14 protein-coding genes are annotated in these 17548 nt (G+C 29.3%); 8 read left to right on the top strand and 6 right to left on the bottom strand.

The features are described from left to right. Positions 1 to 527: 527 nt before the first annotated feature. Positions 528 to 2477 carry a putative porin gene (locus ACH5TX_RS10355; RefSeq protein WP_439339425.1) on the bottom strand — a complete coding sequence of 650 codons (1950 nt, stop codon included), beginning with the start codon at positions 2475 to 2477 and terminating at the stop codon, positions 528 to 530. Between the two features lie 314 nt (positions 2478 to 2791). On the opposite strand from ACH5TX_RS10355, the gene rnhB reads away from it, so the two are divergent. The 5 genes from rnhB to ACH5TX_RS10330 all read left to right on the top strand — a co-directional run bounded on the left by rnhB (position 2792) and on the right by ACH5TX_RS10330 (position 10677). After that, entirely contained in the window at positions 2792 to 3391 is a 600-nt protein-coding gene (rnhB, locus tag ACH5TX_RS10350) for a ribonuclease HII (protein WP_439339424.1), read from the top strand. Positions 3392 to 3452: 61 nt separating this feature from the next. Continuing rightward, on the top strand, positions 3453 to 5882 hold the full coding sequence (locus ACH5TX_RS10345; RefSeq protein ID WP_439339423.1) for a ribonuclease HII: 2430 nt from the start codon (positions 3453 to 3455) through the stop codon (positions 5880 to 5882). A 256-nt stretch (positions 5883 to 6138) separates the two neighbouring features. Next, the gene (locus ACH5TX_RS10340) at positions 6139 to 7188 is read left to right on the top strand and encodes a nucleoid-associated protein (protein WP_439339422.1); all 1050 of its coding nucleotides are present in this window, start codon (positions 6139 to 6141) and stop codon (positions 7186 to 7188) included. 91 nt (positions 7189 to 7279) lie between these two features. Further along, positions 7280 to 8080: a polyphosphate kinase 2 gene (gene ppk2 / locus ACH5TX_RS10335; protein WP_439335782.1), complete on the top strand. Its 801-nt coding sequence runs from the start codon at positions 7280 to 7282 to the stop codon at positions 8078 to 8080. Positions 8081 to 8280: 200 nt separating this feature from the next. After that, the gene (locus ACH5TX_RS10330; RefSeq protein ID WP_439339421.1) at positions 8281 to 10677 is read left to right on the top strand and encodes an erythromycin esterase family protein; all 2397 of its coding nucleotides are present in this window, start codon (positions 8281 to 8283) and stop codon (positions 10675 to 10677) included. Positions 10678 to 10780: 103 nt separating this feature from the next. Here the strand turns inward: ACH5TX_RS10330 and lipB are convergent, their stop codons facing one another. From lipB to ACH5TX_RS10315, 3 genes are all read right to left on the bottom strand, one after another. Further along, positions 10781 to 11476 carry a lipoyl(octanoyl) transferase LipB gene (lipB, locus tag ACH5TX_RS10325; protein ID WP_439339420.1) on the bottom strand — a complete coding sequence of 232 codons (696 nt, stop codon included), beginning with the start codon at positions 11474 to 11476 and terminating at the stop codon, positions 10781 to 10783. 29 nt (positions 11477 to 11505) lie between these two features. Further along, positions 11506 to 11664, bottom strand: coding sequence for a YqaE/Pmp3 family membrane protein (locus ACH5TX_RS10320; RefSeq protein ID WP_158845287.1), 159 nt, complete (start codon positions 11662 to 11664; stop codon positions 11506 to 11508). 92 nt (positions 11665 to 11756) lie between these two features. Next, a complete protein-coding gene (locus ACH5TX_RS10315) occupies positions 11757 to 12644 on the bottom strand; it encodes a DUF302 domain-containing protein (protein ID WP_439339419.1) in 888 nt (295 codons plus the stop codon). Positions 12645 to 12853: 209 nt separating this feature from the next. Here ACH5TX_RS10315 and ACH5TX_RS10310 point away from each other — a divergent pair, with 209 nt between their 5' ends. The 3 genes from ACH5TX_RS10310 (at position 12854) to lysS (ending at position 16230) form a co-directional block, all read left to right on the top strand. Beyond that, positions 12854 to 13876: a helix-turn-helix domain-containing protein gene (locus tag ACH5TX_RS10310; protein WP_439339418.1), complete on the top strand. Its 1023-nt coding sequence runs from the start codon at positions 12854 to 12856 to the stop codon at positions 13874 to 13876. A 108-nt stretch (positions 13877 to 13984) separates the two neighbouring features. Then, positions 13985 to 14422 carry a DUF1573 domain-containing protein gene (locus tag ACH5TX_RS10305; protein WP_439339417.1) on the top strand — a complete coding sequence of 146 codons (438 nt, stop codon included), beginning with the start codon at positions 13985 to 13987 and terminating at the stop codon, positions 14420 to 14422. Positions 14423 to 14541: 119 nt separating this feature from the next. Beyond that, the gene (lysS, locus tag ACH5TX_RS10300) at positions 14542 to 16230 is read left to right on the top strand and encodes a lysine--tRNA ligase (protein WP_439339416.1); all 1689 of its coding nucleotides are present in this window, start codon (positions 14542 to 14544) and stop codon (positions 16228 to 16230) included. A gap of 95 nt (positions 16231 to 16325) precedes the next feature. On the opposite strand, the gene ACH5TX_RS10295 is transcribed toward lysS, so the two are convergent. Then, positions 16326 to 16892, bottom strand: coding sequence for a GDYXXLXY domain-containing protein (locus tag ACH5TX_RS10295; RefSeq protein ID WP_439339415.1), 567 nt, complete (start codon positions 16890 to 16892; stop codon positions 16326 to 16328). Between the two features lie 6 nt (positions 16893 to 16898). Continuing rightward, a complete protein-coding gene (locus tag ACH5TX_RS10290) occupies positions 16899 to 17546 on the bottom strand; it encodes a TIGR02117 family protein (RefSeq protein WP_439339414.1) in 648 nt (215 codons plus the stop codon). Between the last annotated feature and the right edge of the window lie 2 nt (positions 17547 to 17548).

Here is a 17548-nt window from a genome sequence, read left to right as displayed (position 1 = left end):
TGCAAATATACAAACCTTTTCCTTTCCTAAACAACATTTATTTGCCCTTTTTTTAACCTTTTTTTTACACTCTCTTTAACTGACTTATTTTCTGTAGGTTATACTAAGAAAAATTTAGGGTTTGATTCAACTTTAATGTTTAATGCTTTACTAATTCCTGTTTATGTTTACTCGTTTAGACGGTGAGACCTTTATTTACTTATATGATGGTTGTAGTTTTACTTCATTATACAGTTCCTCATATATATTAATCATAGATCTATATATAACGAAGGATGTTTATTTTGTTGGCTAAATATCTTACTACATGCATCACTCCTACTTATAAGAATGCCTTTGCATATAATATTAGGTAACTATTGCTCATTTTACAAACCAAGCCATGAAGCTATGCCCGCGTTAAGGATTGAGCGGCATGTTTGAGCTCACCGACGACAGGAGGTAGCGAGTAGTGAAAGCCTGACCCAAAGGGGAACGCCCATAAAACTCAAATTATAACTATATATATTGTATGTGTTTGTTTTTTTTTACAAAAAGAAATTCCAAACTATACCGAAACGTATTGTAAAATCGCGGTACGGATTATTAGGCGCCGAATAATAATTGTACCCTGTAAATGCTGAATTGAAATGTTCGGCTTTAAAAAAGATTCTGGTTTGACGCACTTTTGCATTGACAAAGAAATCTAAACGCGGGAATTCTCCATATTCTCGTTCTGTTTGAACATAGAATTCTGCTAAAACAGGATCGTAAGCATTCATATTATACTTTGTAAAATAATTTAAAGTAACGCCTGTTTGTAAATACATGGCTTTATTAAACAAGTTACTTGCGAAATATAGAGTGTTACGTGTAGTAATTTCGGGAACATTTAATGTATTATTGGCATCATCTACATTTTGATATAAAATGGTATTATGTAACGCAAATTTACCGACCTTGATTTCTTTTTCTAGCTTTACTCTTAAGTAATTAATGGTTCCACTATTTTGAAATGGTTTTACTGGACTTATAGAATCTTGCTTTTTAAAATATGTGTAATCGCTGATTGTAGTATAATCTACTGCGATATTTGCTATCTTTTTTGATTTTAATTGAAAGGCTATTTGCTCAGTTTCTGTATTACTAAAGCTATTTTGCCAATTATAATTTATGTAATTACTTTGATATAATAAGAAATTATAATTTGGTGCTTTAGAACTATGATTTATTGAAGCGATTAATGTTAGATCTTTATTTAACTTAAATGCAGCATCTGCCTTGAGAAAATTACCATCGAAATCTCCAGACATATTTAAACCTGCTTCTGCTTGTAAATTGAATCCTTTATATTGTTTATGGTATTTTCCTCCTGCTGAATATATATTTCCTTTTAATCTATTTTTAATAATAGAACCATTTAAACCAACTAGTTTATTATAACCATAATTATAGTTATTGGCACTTACATTAAATTGTAAATCGCCTACTATATTATTACTATAATTTAAATTTACTTGACTGTAAAAATCTTCTAAAGTTACGCGTTCTTGTAGCTTAGATGATTTAAAGGCATCTCCAAAAAAATTTGTTTGAGCTGTTGATTGATCGTATTGATAATACTTATCTTCAAAAGAAATAATATGACCAACACTTAATTTATTTTTAGAAAGCGAATCTTTCTTTTTTATTATTTTATAATTATGGTCTAAATGAAAACGCTTACCTCGCAACATGCTTTCGGCATTTTCGAAATTTACTTCTAATATAGAACGGTCGAGAAACTCTGGATCTCCTGTTTCAAAATAAGCAACGTTATCATCTTGTAGACCTCCATTCTCTTGATTCATTAAATCTTGAGTGACAACATGTCCTCTAACATTATACCTTTTATTCTTTGTTTGATAATTTGAAGTGAATCTAAAATTTCCGGTACTTGCTAAAATATTTTGGTATTTACCCAAAGAGCGCATGCCTTTATATGCTATTGAGAAATTGAATTGAGAAGATGTGTTTACTGTAAAAAACGAGTCGGCTAATTGCCCTTGCTCAAAAGCTGTTTTAAAAAATAATTCTGTTAAAGGCGTTGGCACTCGATAGTAATTAATATCTTCAATTTCCATATAATTAAAATGCTTCGCTCTGGCTCCGAAACTTGGCATTAAATTAGTATCTTGAAAATTATGTGTTAAACTATTATAAGTTTGCCCCAAATTTGAAAAAGGCATTAATCCAAAATTATCTTTTCGCAAGTAATTAAACTTATATTCTTTTTGGATGCTTAAAGTAGTATCTACATAGGTAGTATCATTTGCATATGAAATAATTAGGTAATCTTCAATTTTGGCTAGTTTTTTTCCTTTTCCGTTAACCGAGTCTTTAACTTCGGATAAGCCCAATTCTTTACCTAATCGGCTAGTTTTGCTTGGTCTTTTAACTTGTGCCATAACAGGCAAAGTGATTACTGTTAAAAAAAAGATTAAAACTAATTTATTCATAGATGTATTTTTCCGCAACAAAAGTAATTATTTGAACGTAAACTGAACATAAATATTTTAAATAAAGAAAGCCAACTTTTTAGTTGGCTTTCTTTTCTAAATATTAATCATCATGATATAATATACATGTAGACATATTTATTTTGAATTAGTCAGTAACAAACTTCATAATATAATTTTACTTAAGCAAAAAATTGTGTCACTATCATTAACACTGCTATGATTAATATGAAATCTATAATAAAAACAAAAATTTATTATACATGCATAATAGTTACTGCTTGAAATTATAAAATTGATAGTATTTTAGCAGCATGTTACTAAAAAATCATTCCTCATACCTTTTAGAATGCGGTACAGATGAAGCTGGACGAGGCTGTCTTGCTGGCCCTGTTACAGCTGCTGCGGTTATTCTTCCTGAAAAATTTAAAAATGCTATATTAAATGACTCAAAACAACTTAGCGAAAAGAAAAGAGATCTTTTAAAACCTATTATAGAAAATGAAGCACTAACTTTTGGTGTTGCACATGTATTTCAAGAGGAAATTGATAGCATTAATATATTAAATGCTTCTATTTTGGCAATGCATAAATCTATCAATGAATTAACACCTCAGCCAGAATTTATTATTGTTGATGGCAATAAGTTTAAACCTTATAATGATATTGAATTTGAAACCATTATTAAAGGAGATGGAAAATATTTAAGTATTGCAGCTGCATCTGTATTAGCAAAAACATACCGTGATATTTATATGAACAAGATTCATGAAGAATACCCCATGTATAATTGGAAGCAAAACAAAGGTTACCCAACTAAAGAACACCGAGAAGCAATAAGAAAATATGGTATAACAAAATACCATAGAAAATCGTTTAGATTATTACCAGAACAAATAAAGCTTGATATTTAGATTCGCTTATTATATGCTATAAAATGAAAAATATGTAGGTTTGTATAAATTAATTCGTTTCATGAGATTTATTTATTCTACCTTCTTACTTCTTATTGCTTTTAGTTGTTCTAATTTATCTACCAAGAAATCTAAACTTATAGATTTTGTTCCAGAAAAAACATCTTTAATTATAAAAACATCTAATTTAGAGGGATTAAAAAACGATTTAAATAACAGTGATTTTTTACAAAAAATTTCTAAATCTACATCTTACAAAAACCTTAATACCACATTAGAAGGACTATTGCATTTAAAACCTAAAAGTGATGTTTTAATTTGCTTTTCTAAAGACGATAATGATAGCCTACACTATACTATTATAACAAAGCACCACAGTCTTTTGTTTAAAACAGATTCGCTAAAAAATTATACAGAAGAATCACTTGTTTACAAAAACAAGAGCATCACAAAATCGACTTTAAATAAAAACACATTTTACAGCACCATAATAGATAGTACATTTTTCGCATCGTCATCAAAAACCATTACCGATGATGTTTTTAATAAAAAAGATATAAATTCTGATTTAGAAAAAATATACACTACCACAAGTAATGATAAAACAGCATCTATTATAATTGAGCCAAACAATCCTTTTATAAAATCTTTTTTTATAAACGATTCATTAAACTTAAGCACCTTTACAAAATATATAGCTATTGATGCAGACATTAATCAAGATAATATTATAATTAACGGTATTACAAAAGCATCAGATTCTACTAAAAGCTTAATTAATATTTTTAAAGGCACGATTCCGCAAGAAAATTCAATTCAAAATATAACGCCTTCAAACAGTGATGGCTTAATGAGTTTTACGTTTGATAACTATAAAAACTTTGAAACTAATCTAATTAAGTTTAACCAAAAAGATTCAATATTAAATACAACCTCTCTTTTTGATAACATTATAGAAGTTGGTGTTATTTATGAAGATAAAAACAAAGCGATTGTATTAAACTCTATAGATGTTATTGCTACTAAAGACGCATTAGTTAGCGAACAAAACAAAATAGATACTTACAGACAAATTGAGATTTATTCGTTTAGCAAACCAGATTTGTTTTCAAACTCATTTTCTCCATTAATAACATTTAAAAATGCAACTAAATATTGTTTGCTAGATAACTTTTTTGTGTTTGCTGAAAGCACTGAAATACTAGAAAATATTATTGCTAATTATCAAAATAAAACTACATTAAACGAACAAACCTACTATAAAGACATCAAAGAACAATTAACAGATGCATCGTCTTTAAATATTGTTGCTAATCCTTCAATCTTAAAAAATATTCTAAAGAAAAACGGATTAAATTCTATTGGAAAATTAGATAAATACAACGCTTCGGCATTACAATTTATATACGACACTAATTTTGCGCACGTAAATGGCATTATAAAAAAGAGTAAAACTAAAGCTTTATTAAATTCTGTTTCAGAAGAACTTAATATTAAATTAGAAAAAGAAATACTTAATACGCCTCATTTTGTTACCAACCACATAACAAAACAAAAGGAAATAGTAGTTCAAGATGTTTCCAATAACTTATATTTAATTTCTAACACAGGAAAAATTCTTTGGAAAAAACAACTACAAGGTCCTGTATTAGGAACCATCAATCAAATTGATATTTACAAAAACGGAAGACTTCAATTAGTTTTTACTACACCAAACAGAGTTTATGTTTTAGATAGAAACGGTAAAAATGTATCACCATTCCCAGTTAAATTTAATGATAATATTACACAACCATTATCTGTTTTTGACTATGATAAGAATAAAAAATATAGATTATTAATTACTCAAGGCAAACATATATTAATGTATGATGTTAAGGCTAAACCTGTAAAAGGATTCACTTTTAAATCTGCAAACAATACTATTATTTGTCAACCAAAACATTTTAGAATTGGAAGTAAAGATTATATTACTTTTAAAACGAACAATAAACTTTATATATTAAATCGTACAGGAAAAACGAGAGTAACTCCAAAAACATCAAAATCATATTCTGAAGAACCTATCTTCTTATATCAAAATAAATTTACAACTACAACAAATAAAGGAGAACTAATTACTATTGACGCTAAAGGCAATACATTTACTGAAAACTTAAAGCTTCCTGACAATCATAGTCTTGAAACAACCAGCAAAACACTAGTAACCCTAGCTGAAAATAAACTAACAATAAAAAACAAAAGCATAGAATTAGATTATGGTAATTATAGCAAACCAAAAATATTCTATTTAAAAGATAAAATTTATGTAGCAGTAACCGATTTACAAACTCAAAAAACATATCTTTTTGATAGTCAAGCTAAATTAATAAGTAATTTCCCTGTTTATGGAAACTCTATAATTGATTTAGATAATATAGATAAAGACAGAAATTTAGAATTTATTACCAAGGGAGAAAACAACTCTATTTTGCTCTATCAAATAAATTAATGTCTTAGTTAATTTATCATTATCCCTTTTGTAGGTAAAAAACTAATCTTTATCTTTAACCCAGCTATTAATCAATTATTTAGAACAACAAATTCAGCACAACCTCTAAACATGTATAATACTGTTTATTAGCAGTATAACGATAACCAAATCGAAAGTCCTCGAATCTTGAACGCCAAAGCGTGGTTGCTTTGGCGTTCTTTTTTTTAAAAAATTAAAGTTATTTTAATACTATTGTACTCTTAACATACAAAACATGATTTCAAGAAAAAACGCCTCTATTTCAAAATTCATTATTCATAAAGTCGGAAATAAATTTAACGATACAAAAAATGCCTTTTCAGACAAGCTAGTAGATTTTGATGAAGCTAGTTACGATTTAATGCTTCCTTTTCTATTAAGACCTTTTGGGAGCGTCGTACAAAGCTACCGTTTTAACCATCATGCCAACATTACGCTAAATGAAATTAATAGCTATAGCTCGCAAATTTTTAATGACGATGATGCATTTGTTGATGTTTCAAAACATATTGTAACGCACTTATACGAGCAATCAACATCTGCCAATATAAAAACAGGCGATGTACTAGTCGTTATGTTTGAAGGTATTGAATTTAGAGACATGACCACCAATGCTATTGGTATTTTTAAAATTGAAAGTAAAGTAAACTTCTTTCAAACCTATTTAGAAAACAATAGTTATGATGTTTTAGTACAGAAAGGTATTAGTTCTAAAAAAGTAGATAAAGGATGTTTAATTTTGAATCAAAGTGATACGGAAGGCAATATTATTTTAAGTGTCGATAATAATAGTTACGATGCGCAATATTGGATTAATCATTTTTTAAATATTAAATATGCCGATGATGCCAATAACCACACACAACAGTATATAGAATTGTGTAAAGAATTTTCAACCGAAGTTTTAAAAACCAGTTATGGCGCACAAGAACAAAATACTTTTTTAGCAAAAACTATTGATTTTTTTAAGGAAAATGAAATAGTAAATGTAGAACGTTTTAAAGAAGAACTTTTTGAAGAAGAAAAACACATTAGAGAATTTGAAGATTTTAAAAAAGAATTTGAAGGTGAGCAAAACATAGTACTTAGAAACCAATTTGATGTTGCTGAAGCTGTTGTAAATAAAGAAAAGAAAAAGTTTAAAACCGATATCAAGCTAGATACCAACATACAAATTAAACTAGATATTGATGCACCCGATGCTTCTGCTGAATATCTAGAGCGCGGATATGATGATGAAAAGAAAATGCATTTTTACAAAGTATTTTTTAATGCCGAAAATTAATTAGCTAAGAATAATTGTTTTCGTAAAAAACAAGTCAAAAAAATGAAATATCTACACATATACTTTTTCATTTTTTTATTAACTTGTAGGAATGAAAACACCTAATAACGAAACAACCAAAAAGAAAAAATTTAACTACGATGAAGAACTAGCTATTTTACATGAAGACCTAGTTCATCTTCAAGAGTGGGTAAAGAAACAAGGATTAAAAGTGGTTATCATTTTTGAAGGTAGAGATGCCTCTGGAAAAGGTGGTACCATCAAACGGTTTACCGAACCTTTAAATCCTAGAGTTTGTAAAGTAGTAGCATTAGGTGTTCCTACCGAAAAAGAAAAAACGCAGTGGTATTTTCAAAGATATGTACAGTACTTACCAGCAGCAGGCGAAATTGTACTTTTTGACAGAAGCTGGTACAACAGAGCCGGTGTAGAAAAAGTTATGGGCTTTTGTACTGATGACGAATACAATGAATTTATGCGATCGTGCCCAGAATTTGAACGTATGCTAGTACGATCTGGAACTATTGTTTTAAAATATTGGTTTTCGGTAAGTGATGAAGAACAAGAAAAACGCTTTAAAAACCGCATAAGCAACCCGTTAAAACGCTGGAAATTTAGCCCCATGGATTTAGAATCGCGTTCGCGCTGGTTAGAATACTCTAAAGCAAAAGACAACATGTTTGCACATACAGACACCAAACAAGTACCTTGGTTTGTTGTGAATGCCGATAACAAGAAAAAGGCACGTTTAAACTGTATTAGTCATGTTTTAAGTCAGATTCCTCATGAGAAAATGGATTTAAAACCCATTGAACTTCCTGATTTACCAGACTATAAAAGTTATGTACGACCTCCAATGAATTACCAAACTTTTGTTCCTGAGAAGTATTGAATAAACTTGACTTTGTGAAAAAATTTCAATCAACTAAGTTAAGTCATAAAACATAAAACGATTTGATATCATAAGTTGGCAAAAATTTAACAAATTCGTTTCAAAAGCTGTTATTTATTATAAATATTCGTTAACAAAAGAAAACAAAATCTGTTAATGAATAGAGATTGTTATTATTGTAATTCAATTACAATTTTGATATGAAAAAATTAATTATTACTAGTTTTTTTCTTTTTACAAACTTTATACAGTCTCAAGAATTAAAAACAATAGAACTTCTTCAACCTGAATCAAACGAACTTAATGATTTATCGTTCCTAAAAGATGAATTGAAAGGAAAACGACTTATAATGCTAGGTGAACAAACTCATATGTACGGAAATATATTTGAGATGAAAGCCCGAGTTATTGAATATCTGCATCAAGAATTAGGGTTTACAACTATTGCTATGGAATCTTCAATGTATGACATTTGGAAAATGAATAAAAGCGGTTTTAATCCCAAAGATTTTAACAACGCTATTTGGGGAGTTTGGTCTAACACAATGGAATTTCAAAGAGTCGTAAACTATATAGATAAAAACAATTTAAAAGTTATTGGTTTTGATTCTCAAGTAAACAATACTGTTCAATTCGTTGACGATTTTTATGATTATTGCGAAAGTCAAAATATTACTTTCAAATTAGATAAAGATGATTTCGGAATTATTATCGAAGGAATTTTAGAAAACGTAACCATTGAAGAAGATGACATTAAATATAAAGTTTATGAAAAAGAACTTAATAGAATTCTCAAACAAATAGAAAATAATTTAAAAGACAAAAACTCTAATTATTTTTGGAAACAGTTCACAAAAAGTCTTTTAGCCTGTTCGCAAGACGCATATTATAACAAGCAAGAAATCCTTACAACTGACTTTGGTAATAAAAATGATAATATCAGAGATAAGCAAATGGCGGATAATTTATTGAGCTATATCAATAGAAATCCAAATGAAAAAATTATTTGTTGGGCAGATAATATTCATATTATCAATGATAATTCAAGCATAAAAAAACCGATTGCAAAAGAGTTTATTTCAATGGGTTCATACATTAAAAAAGCGCTCAAAGAAAAATCATATAGTTTAGCAACAATTCACGCAAATGATTCGCTTTTTGATTCAGGCACTAAAAAATGGCACGCAACACCAATAAAAAACAATTCTTTTGAACACCAATTAAATAAGATTAGTAAACCTTATTTATTTGTAACCTCAAGTCAAAAAGAAATGAAATCCATAAAAACAACAAGATTATTGAACTTTGTTGATTTTACAGAAGCAAGGTTAGACCAATTACATGATGGCTATATTTTTTTTCAAAAAGCAACTTTACCAAAACTAGAAACTAAAAAAGATACTATTAGCATTTCTAACAAACAATTAGATTTAGGTAAAAGAATCGAGAAAATCAAGATTGGTCAAAACATTATTCTTAAAGGTCAAATCTTTAACAAAGAAACCAATGAACCTGTACCATTTGCAACATTAATTTTAAAAAAAGAAGAAATATATCGAGTAGCGGATGAAAATGGGTTTTATAAATTACCCGTTAAGAAAACAATACTACAAAATGCATCTGTTGTTATTTCATCAATGGGTTTTAAGTCCGATACAATTACATTAGGAGAATTAAGAGACAAAAACTATTTAACCCCAAAGTTTGAAGAACTTGCAGAAGTAGTAATCACTGGATATTTACCCCCTGAAACAGTATTAAAAAAAGCCATTTCAGACAAAAAGTTAAATCATCCTACAGAACCTTTCAATTTTTACAGATATGGTAAAGTTTTGATAAATAAAAATGATACTAATGAATTAGATTTGGAACTAATAACTAAAGACTACGATGATGGATATTTATCGCCTTTTATAATAACACAAAGAGTTGAACAAATAAAATGGAATAAGAACATTAACCCTAAAAGATATAAATATTCTTCTCAATTTTTTTCTTACAGGCAAAATGCTATTCGCTATGCAAATATTTTACATAAAAGGAAATACAAAAAATTCAAATTAAACTTTGTAAAGTCAAATGATACAGAAAATAAAGATCTATATATAATAGCATTTGAAACGGAAAGAAACAAATGGAACTTCACGAACCGTGGGTATCCAACAACGTATTCTGGAAGAGTTTATATTAACAAAGAGAATTTTGCAATTATAAAGGTTATCGAAAATTGGGAAACTACTTTAAGAGCAGAGGAAATAGAAAAACACTTTAAAGGTTACAAGAATTATAAAAACATTGTTCAAACAACGATCAAAGAAGAAAACATATGTTACTATTCGGACATTTTAGATAATGGTAAATTTTATGCTACAAGATATTTTAATCGGTCATACAATGAAACATTAAACAACGAAAATAAAAAAGAGAATAGAGTTTTTGAAAGAGACTCATATTTGTTTGACTTTGAGTTAAAAAATGTAGAAGAAATTGAATACGAATTTCATAAAATGAAACAAACTGTATTAAAACGAATAGAATATGACAAAACTTTTTGGGACTCATTTTATAAAGGAGAAATAAGTAAGAAATCGAAATAAAAAACTACAGTCAACAAGCATAAAATTAAAGACTGTTTCTAGATTACTTGTAAAATCAGTACTAAAACACGCCACTAATATTATACACAACCGTTAAACAAACCTAAAAAAACTCCGCCTCAAAAAGCGCTCTAAAATGCTTTAGTAATTTTTCTTTCACCTCAGCTTCATCAATAGTTTTCCCTAATTCTACATGTAAAGAAGTTACTGCTTTACCACGAATACCACAAGGTATAATATTATCAAAATAACCTAAATCGGCATTCACGTTAAGTGCAAAACCATGCATCGTTACCCAGCGACTGGCTCGTACACCCATTGCGCAAATTTTACGGGCAAACGGTGTGCCAACACCTAACCAAACACCTGTTTCTCCAGGGCTTCTTTCGGCTTTTAATCCATATTCGGCAAGCGTTAGAATAATCATTTCTTCAAGAAAACGTAGGTACTTATGTATATCGGTAAAAAAGTTTTCTAAATCTAAAATAGGATACCCTACAATTTGTCCAGGACCATGATACGTAATATCGCCTCCTCGGTTTATTTTATAAAAAGTAGCGCCTTTTTCAGTAAGCTGTTCTTCACTTAAAAGTAGATTTGATAAATCGCCACTCTTACCCAAAGTATACACATGCGGATGTTCTACAAATAAGAAGTAATTATTAGTCTTTAAATTCGTATTATCTTTTCTATTTTTAATTTTAGCATCAACAATACCTTTAAACAACTGTTCTTGGTATTCCCAAGTTTGTTTATAATCTTTAAAACCTAAATCTTGCAGTTCAATTTGCTTATTCATAGGTTGCAAAATTACAATATTTTTATGTTTTAATTTTTAGGATTATTAAGAATAACTAAGGCTGCAATAACGCCAGGAACCCAGCCACAAAGCCATAATAGAAAAACGATAATAATAGAGCCACATCCTTTATCTAAAACAGCTAAAGGCGGACAAATAATAGACAGTAGAACTCTCCAGAAACTCATGATTTGATTTGTTTTATTTGATTAATGATACTTATTTGACGCAATAACACTATTAATGTTACAGCGTCAAACAAATTCAATTCAAAAAAATATTATTCACACAATGCTTCCAATGCATCTTCAATATCGCCAGGTGTACTCATAATTTTCATAAAGGTTCCCATTGTTAGTTCTGGCCAATGCAAAGCAATTCTATATTTGCCATGTAACATCGTTGCTTCATTTCCTTGTAAAATAATCTCATAAGGCAATGCTGCAACATGATCTTCTCCTATTTTTGGAAAAAAGTAAGGCTCACCTTCTTCTTTATCTAGTAAACCAATACCAAACACAGCGACTTTTTCTTTTTTATAAACTAAACTATAAACCTTAACAGTGTTACCTTTTTTAGATTCTAAATTTTTAATTATTGTTTCTAAACCTTCTTCAAAAGTTGTAAACTCTTTTAATTCTATAGGATCTGTAAAATAAGGCATCATTATTTTATAATGATATTTTGCTAATTTGTCTGCTTCAACAGTTCCTCCAAAAGGTTTAAACTCTTTTCCTAAGGAAGTAAAAGCAGTTTTTAAATCGGTACTAAACTTAACAAACGTGCTTTTATATGTGCTATAATTATTTGGCAAATAAGCTCTTAATAAATAATCTGGATTGGTATATGAAATAACTACTTTTCCATTACTTTCTACCAAACCAACTTTCATTACTGAGGCTAAAGCACCTCTATCCTTTACTTTTATTACTGTATTTTTTAAATCTGCTCTAGTAAACGCAACAACTCCTAACGAACTTTTATTAGAAGGGTTATAAGTTCCTAAAACGTTAAAAGCATTATCTTTTAATGTACTAATGACTTCTTTAGTAACTTCCTGAATTGACTTTGTAGACTCACCAACTTTAATGTAAGGTGACAAATCTTGTGCGGCTGTATTAAAATGAATAGAAATAAGTGTAATGGCACTCAAAATAAGATGTTTCATAATGCTATATGTTTTAAGAATTACAGTAAACTAATATTAGAAGAATGAAAAAACCACATCCTTTATAAACTCATTAAAATAAGCTCTTTTAATTCTATTTTCTTATGATAATTATCATGCGGGCAAATTATAAGTCTATTTCATTTTAAAATAAATTATAGTAGATTAGTAGCATGAGAATAAACTTAGTTTTGATATTGTTTTTAATAATGTCTTTTTCCGCGAAAGCGCAATATCGCTTTACAGGTCATGTTGATAATAAACAATGGAATAACAATGTTTACCTTTCTATAATTGAAGATTATCGAAAAATTTCAGGTGTTTATTTCGAGCAAATTATTGCCAAAGTAAATACCGATAGCTTGGGTTACTTTCAGTTTTCGGGCAATGAATTAGATCTAGAAAATAGAATTTACAGAATTCATGTTGATAATTGCTTTGATAACGAACAAAATAGCAATCATTTTAACAGACATTGTGATGACAGCAAAGAAGTTGTTTTCATAGCAAAAAACAACGATACCATTGCTTTCCCTTTTTCGTTTGAAAAACAAATGTTTTGCGATATTGAATCGAATAATGAAAAAGCAACGGCGTTTATTAAAATGGATTCTTTAAAAGATGAAATGAAATTTGCTTACAGCCAATTTAGAAGTGAAGCCAACAGGAAACTTAATAACAAAAAATGGTTTAAAACATTACAAAATTTTGGAGCCACACAAAACGAACCCATTGCAGAACTTTATGCATACTCCTTTTTATCAGATAGACGAAACAATCTTCATAAGTACTACCTTGAAGATTTAAAACATAATACATATTATCATGATTTACTAAATCGTTTAATAGAACGTTATCCCAATTCACCTTACACAAAACAGTATAAAGAAGAATTAGCCTCCGATGAATTTATAATTAATAACAACACAACTGATGCTGATTTCAATTGGAATTATTTAACTTACTTTTTATTAACTATATCGTTAATCATTAATTTTTGGTTTTGGCTTGCCCGAAAAAAACATAAAACCAAAACAATTAGTAAAGCCAAAGAACAACTTACCAAACAGGAACAAAATATTCTTAACCTTTTACTAGAAAACAAATCGAATAAAGAAATAGCCGAAGCTGTTTTTGTTAGTTTAAGTACAGTAAAAACACATTTAAACAATATTTATAAAAAACTAAATGTGCAATCTAGAGACGAAATTAAGTCACTATTTAACAAGTAGTTATTAAAAATCAACCTAGGTACTAGTACTCATTTCAACCTTAAATAACCACTTGTTATTTAGTATTTTCATCATGTTTGTGCCATTATTAATCAAAATACAAACATTATGAATTTATCAATGCACAGATTACAAACAGTAAAAACAAAATTAGTATTAATAGTCTGCTTATTTGTTTATGCCACAAATTTTGCACAAGAAACGGCAGATAACACAAATGCAGGCGTATTATCTTTTAAAACAGATGTTATAGATTACGGTAGCATTGAACAGAAAGCCAATGGCGAACGTATTTTTACATTTACCAATACAGGTAAAAGTCCAATTATTATTTCTAAAGTAAAAACTTCTTGTGGTTGCACCGTGCCTTCGTATTCTAAAACTCCTATTTTACCAGGTGAAACAAGTAATATTACAATTAAATATGCAACAAGTAGAATTGGTGCTTTTAATAAAACTATTACTGTAACATCTAATGCTTCTGAGCCTAATAAAATATTACGAATTAAAGGTGTAGTTTTAAAACCTAAAGAAGCAAAAAGCTAAGTTTTAACTTCTTTTTATCTTAAAACAAAAATCTACCAATAAGTTGTATGCTATTTTTTTGAAAATAATGTAATTTTGCACCCGTCTGTCGCAAAAGACAGCATTCAAAATTAATTAGCATGCAACTTTCAGAACAAGAATTAGTAAGAAGAGAAAAGTTAGTAAAATTACGCGAATTAGGAATCAATCCTTATCCAGCAGATTTATACCCAGTAAACCACACCTCTAAACAGGTAAAAGACCAGTTTGAAGATGGTAAAAAAGTTATTATTGCCGGTAGGTTAATGATGGTAAAAGTACAGGGTAAAGCTAGTTTTGCTCAATTACAAGATGCTGAAGGAAAAATACAAGTTTATTTTAACCGTGATGAAATTTGCCCAGGTGAAGACAAAGTAAAATACAACGATGTATTTAAAAAGCTTTTAGATTTTGGCGATTTTATTGGTATTGAAGGAGAGTTATTCACAACACAAGTTGGAGAGAAATCGGTTAGAGTTAAAGATTTCACCCTATTAAGTAAAGCCTTAAAACCGTTACCGCTTCCTAAAGAAAAAGACGGCGTTGTATATGATGCTTTTACAGATCCTGAACAACGTTACAGACAACGTTATGCCGATTTAGTGGTAAACCCACAAGTTAAAGACGTGTTTGTAAAACGTACTAAATTGTTTAACGCCATGCGTTCATTTTTTAATGACTCTGGTTATTTTGAAGTAGAAACACCTGTATTACAACCTATTCCTGGTGGTGCTGCTGCGCGTCCGTTTATAACACATCACAATGCTTTAGATGTGCCATTGTATATGCGAATTGCTAACGAATTATATCTTAAAAGATTAATTGTTGGTGGTTTTGATGGCGTTTATGAGTTTTCTAAAAACTTTAGAAACGAAGGCATGGACAGAACTCACAATCCGGAGTTTACTGCTATGGAAATTTATGTAGCTTATAAAGACTACAACTGGATGATGGATTTCTGTGAGCGTTTACTAGAACACTGTGCCATAGCCGTTAACGGAAGCACTAAAGCTGCTTTTGGCGAGCATGAAATAGATTTTAAAGCACCTTACGCTAGAGTAACGATGGCAGATTCTATAAAACACTTTACAGGATTTGATATTACAGGAAAAACCGAAGATGAAATAAGACAAGCTGCAAAAGACTTAGGTATTGAAGTCGATGAAACCATGGGTAAAGGCAAGCTTATTGATGAAATTTTTGGCGAAAAATGTGAGGGCAACTATATACAACCAACATACATTACAGACTACCCGAAAGAGATGAGTCCGTTATGTAAAGAACACAGAGAAAACCCAGAATTAACCGAACGTTTTGAACTTATGGTTTGTGGTAAAGAAATAGCAAATGCTTATTCTGAACTTAACGACCCTATTGACCAACGTGAACGTTTTGAGCACCAACTTAAACTTGCTGCCAAAGGTGATGATGAAGCTACGGAATTTATTGATCATGACTTTTTACGTGCTTTAGAGTACGGTATGCCTCCAACATCTGGTATGGGAATTGGTATGGACAGACTTATTATGTTTTTAACCAATAACCAATCGATACAAGAAGTTTTATTCTTCCCACAAATGCGCCCAGAGAAAAAAGCAGTTGCTGTAAGTGATGAAGCTAAAGCTGTTTTTGAAATTTTAAAGAAAGCTGAAAAATTAACATTGAATGATTTAAAAGTTCAGTCTGGCTTATCAAATAAAAAATGGGATAAAACCATTAAAGAATTAACTAAAAACAATCTTGCTAAAGTTGAAAAAACTGATGACGGATTGTTTGTTGAAGTTGTTTAGTTATTCATACTACTGAACTCGTTTCAGAGTTTTATAATATTAAAAAAGGAATCACAAAATGTGATTCCTTTTTTGTTTTAGTTATTTCTAGAATTTCATTCCTCCTTCTCAACATAATCTTTAATAGAAATCTCATCAATTATAACATCTTCTAAAACTGCTTCGCCTTCTTTAACATAAACTAAAGCATAGGTGTTATTAGGTAACGAATCGCGCTGTCTGTTTCTTACAGCAACCTCAGCATCATAAGCTTTTGTTTCTTCCATATAGTATTTGTTAAATGGAAATTGAATATTTATTTTTTTTGAATAATTATCGTAGTAGCCTGCTTTTACTGTTATATAATCATTCCTGTTTTCTGTTAATAGGTTTCTACTTACTGCATCAATCTTAGTAAAACCTAAACTATCATTTGTTAAATAAACATACATAGGTTCGTTTCTTTTCCATAAAGAATCTGTAGTTTTAAACGAATTTATGTCATAATTCAAGTTTATATATTTTCCTCTAAACGGATCGCTTGGATCTACAGGTTGTGTTTTAAACTTATAAGCTGTACCCGTTTTTAAAATAGATTCCTGATTTAAAATCATTTGAGCAGGTATAAATAATTGCGCTAATGCTACAACTATAAATATGATGAATAGGTGTATTGTTTTCATGTGTTTTTAATTATTGTACTTATTAATTAATCCAAATTCTAAAGGTGTCCAAAAACAACTTTTTAAACCGCTATTTTTAAATGCTGAATTCACCCATGTGTTACAGGTAAAAAGACAAGAATAATTCCCATTTGCCTTGTAAAAATCATCACTAGATGTATAGCCTTTTCCTTTTAGCATGATTTTAGAATCACCTTCATTTAAAACAAAAGATTTTGAAATATACTGGTTGAGCTTTTTTAATTGATTTTCGCTTAATTTAACTTCTACCCAATTATCAGATTTCGTGTTAAACCTAGTTAAATGAATCAATGTATTGCTTTTTAAAAACATTGCTTTAAAAGCATGCTTAAAAGTTAAATCGCCCCAAGTAGGTGTGTTTAAATAAAAATTCTCTTCGCCCCAACCAAATGACGCATATCTGTTATCATTCATATTTAAACCTTTTAATAATTCTTTATTAATATGATGTATTGGTAATATGACATCTAAATGAACACCGTTTGAGTTTAAGAATATAGTATTGCTTAAATCTGAATCTTCATTATTCTTATTTACTGTAATAGACATCAGTATTAGTGAAACCAACAAATAACTAATGGGCACCAATAGAACATAAAAGATATATTTTGAAACCTTTTTTAACATTCTCATAC

Origin of the sequence: Thalassobellus citreus, from assembly GCF_044385915.1 — a bacterium.
Taxonomy (GTDB): Bacteria; Bacteroidota; Bacteroidia; order Flavobacteriales; family Flavobacteriaceae; genus Thalassobellus; species Thalassobellus citreus.
The sequence above is the reverse complement of the archived record's forward strand: the minus strand, read 5'-3'. Positions and strand labels throughout refer to the sequence as shown.

What these genes read in the sequence shown, in the direction of transcription:
- ACH5TX_RS10355 (WP_439339425.1), bottom strand. Translation starts at nt 2,477, where the DNA reads ATGAATAAATTAGTTTTAATCTTTTTTTTAACAGTAATCACTTTGCCT.
- rnhB (WP_439339424.1), top strand. Translation starts at nt 2,792, where the DNA reads ATGTTACTAAAAAATCATTCCTCATACCTTTTAGAATGCGGTACAGAT.
- ACH5TX_RS10345 (WP_439339423.1), top strand. Translation starts at nt 3,453, where the DNA reads ATGAGATTTATTTATTCTACCTTCTTACTTCTTATTGCTTTTAGTTGT.
- ACH5TX_RS10340 (WP_439339422.1), top strand. Translation starts at nt 6,139, where the DNA reads ATGATTTCAAGAAAAAACGCCTCTATTTCAAAATTCATTATTCATAAA.
- ppk2 (WP_439335782.1), top strand. Translation starts at nt 7,280, where the DNA reads ATGAAAACACCTAATAACGAAACAACCAAAAAGAAAAAATTTAACTAC.
- ACH5TX_RS10330 (WP_439339421.1), top strand. Translation starts at nt 8,281, where the DNA reads ATGAAAAAATTAATTATTACTAGTTTTTTTCTTTTTACAAACTTTATA.
- lipB (WP_439339420.1), bottom strand. Translation starts at nt 11,476, where the DNA reads ATGAATAAGCAAATTGAACTGCAAGATTTAGGTTTTAAAGATTATAAA.
- ACH5TX_RS10320 (WP_158845287.1), bottom strand. Translation starts at nt 11,664, where the DNA reads ATGAGTTTCTGGAGAGTTCTACTGTCTATTATTTGTCCGCCTTTAGCT.
- ACH5TX_RS10315 (WP_439339419.1), bottom strand. Translation starts at nt 12,644, where the DNA reads ATGAAACATCTTATTTTGAGTGCCATTACACTTATTTCTATTCATTTT.
- ACH5TX_RS10310 (WP_439339418.1), top strand. Translation starts at nt 12,854, where the DNA reads ATGTCTTTTTCCGCGAAAGCGCAATATCGCTTTACAGGTCATGTTGAT.
- ACH5TX_RS10305 (WP_439339417.1), top strand. Translation starts at nt 13,985, where the DNA reads ATGAATTTATCAATGCACAGATTACAAACAGTAAAAACAAAATTAGTA.
- lysS (WP_439339416.1), top strand. Translation starts at nt 14,542, where the DNA reads ATGCAACTTTCAGAACAAGAATTAGTAAGAAGAGAAAAGTTAGTAAAA.
- ACH5TX_RS10295 (WP_439339415.1), bottom strand. Translation starts at nt 16,892, where the DNA reads ATGAAAACAATACACCTATTCATCATATTTATAGTTGTAGCATTAGCG.
- ACH5TX_RS10290 (WP_439339414.1), bottom strand. Translation starts at nt 17,546, where the DNA reads ATGAGAATGTTAAAAAAGGTTTCAAAATATATCTTTTATGTTCTATTG.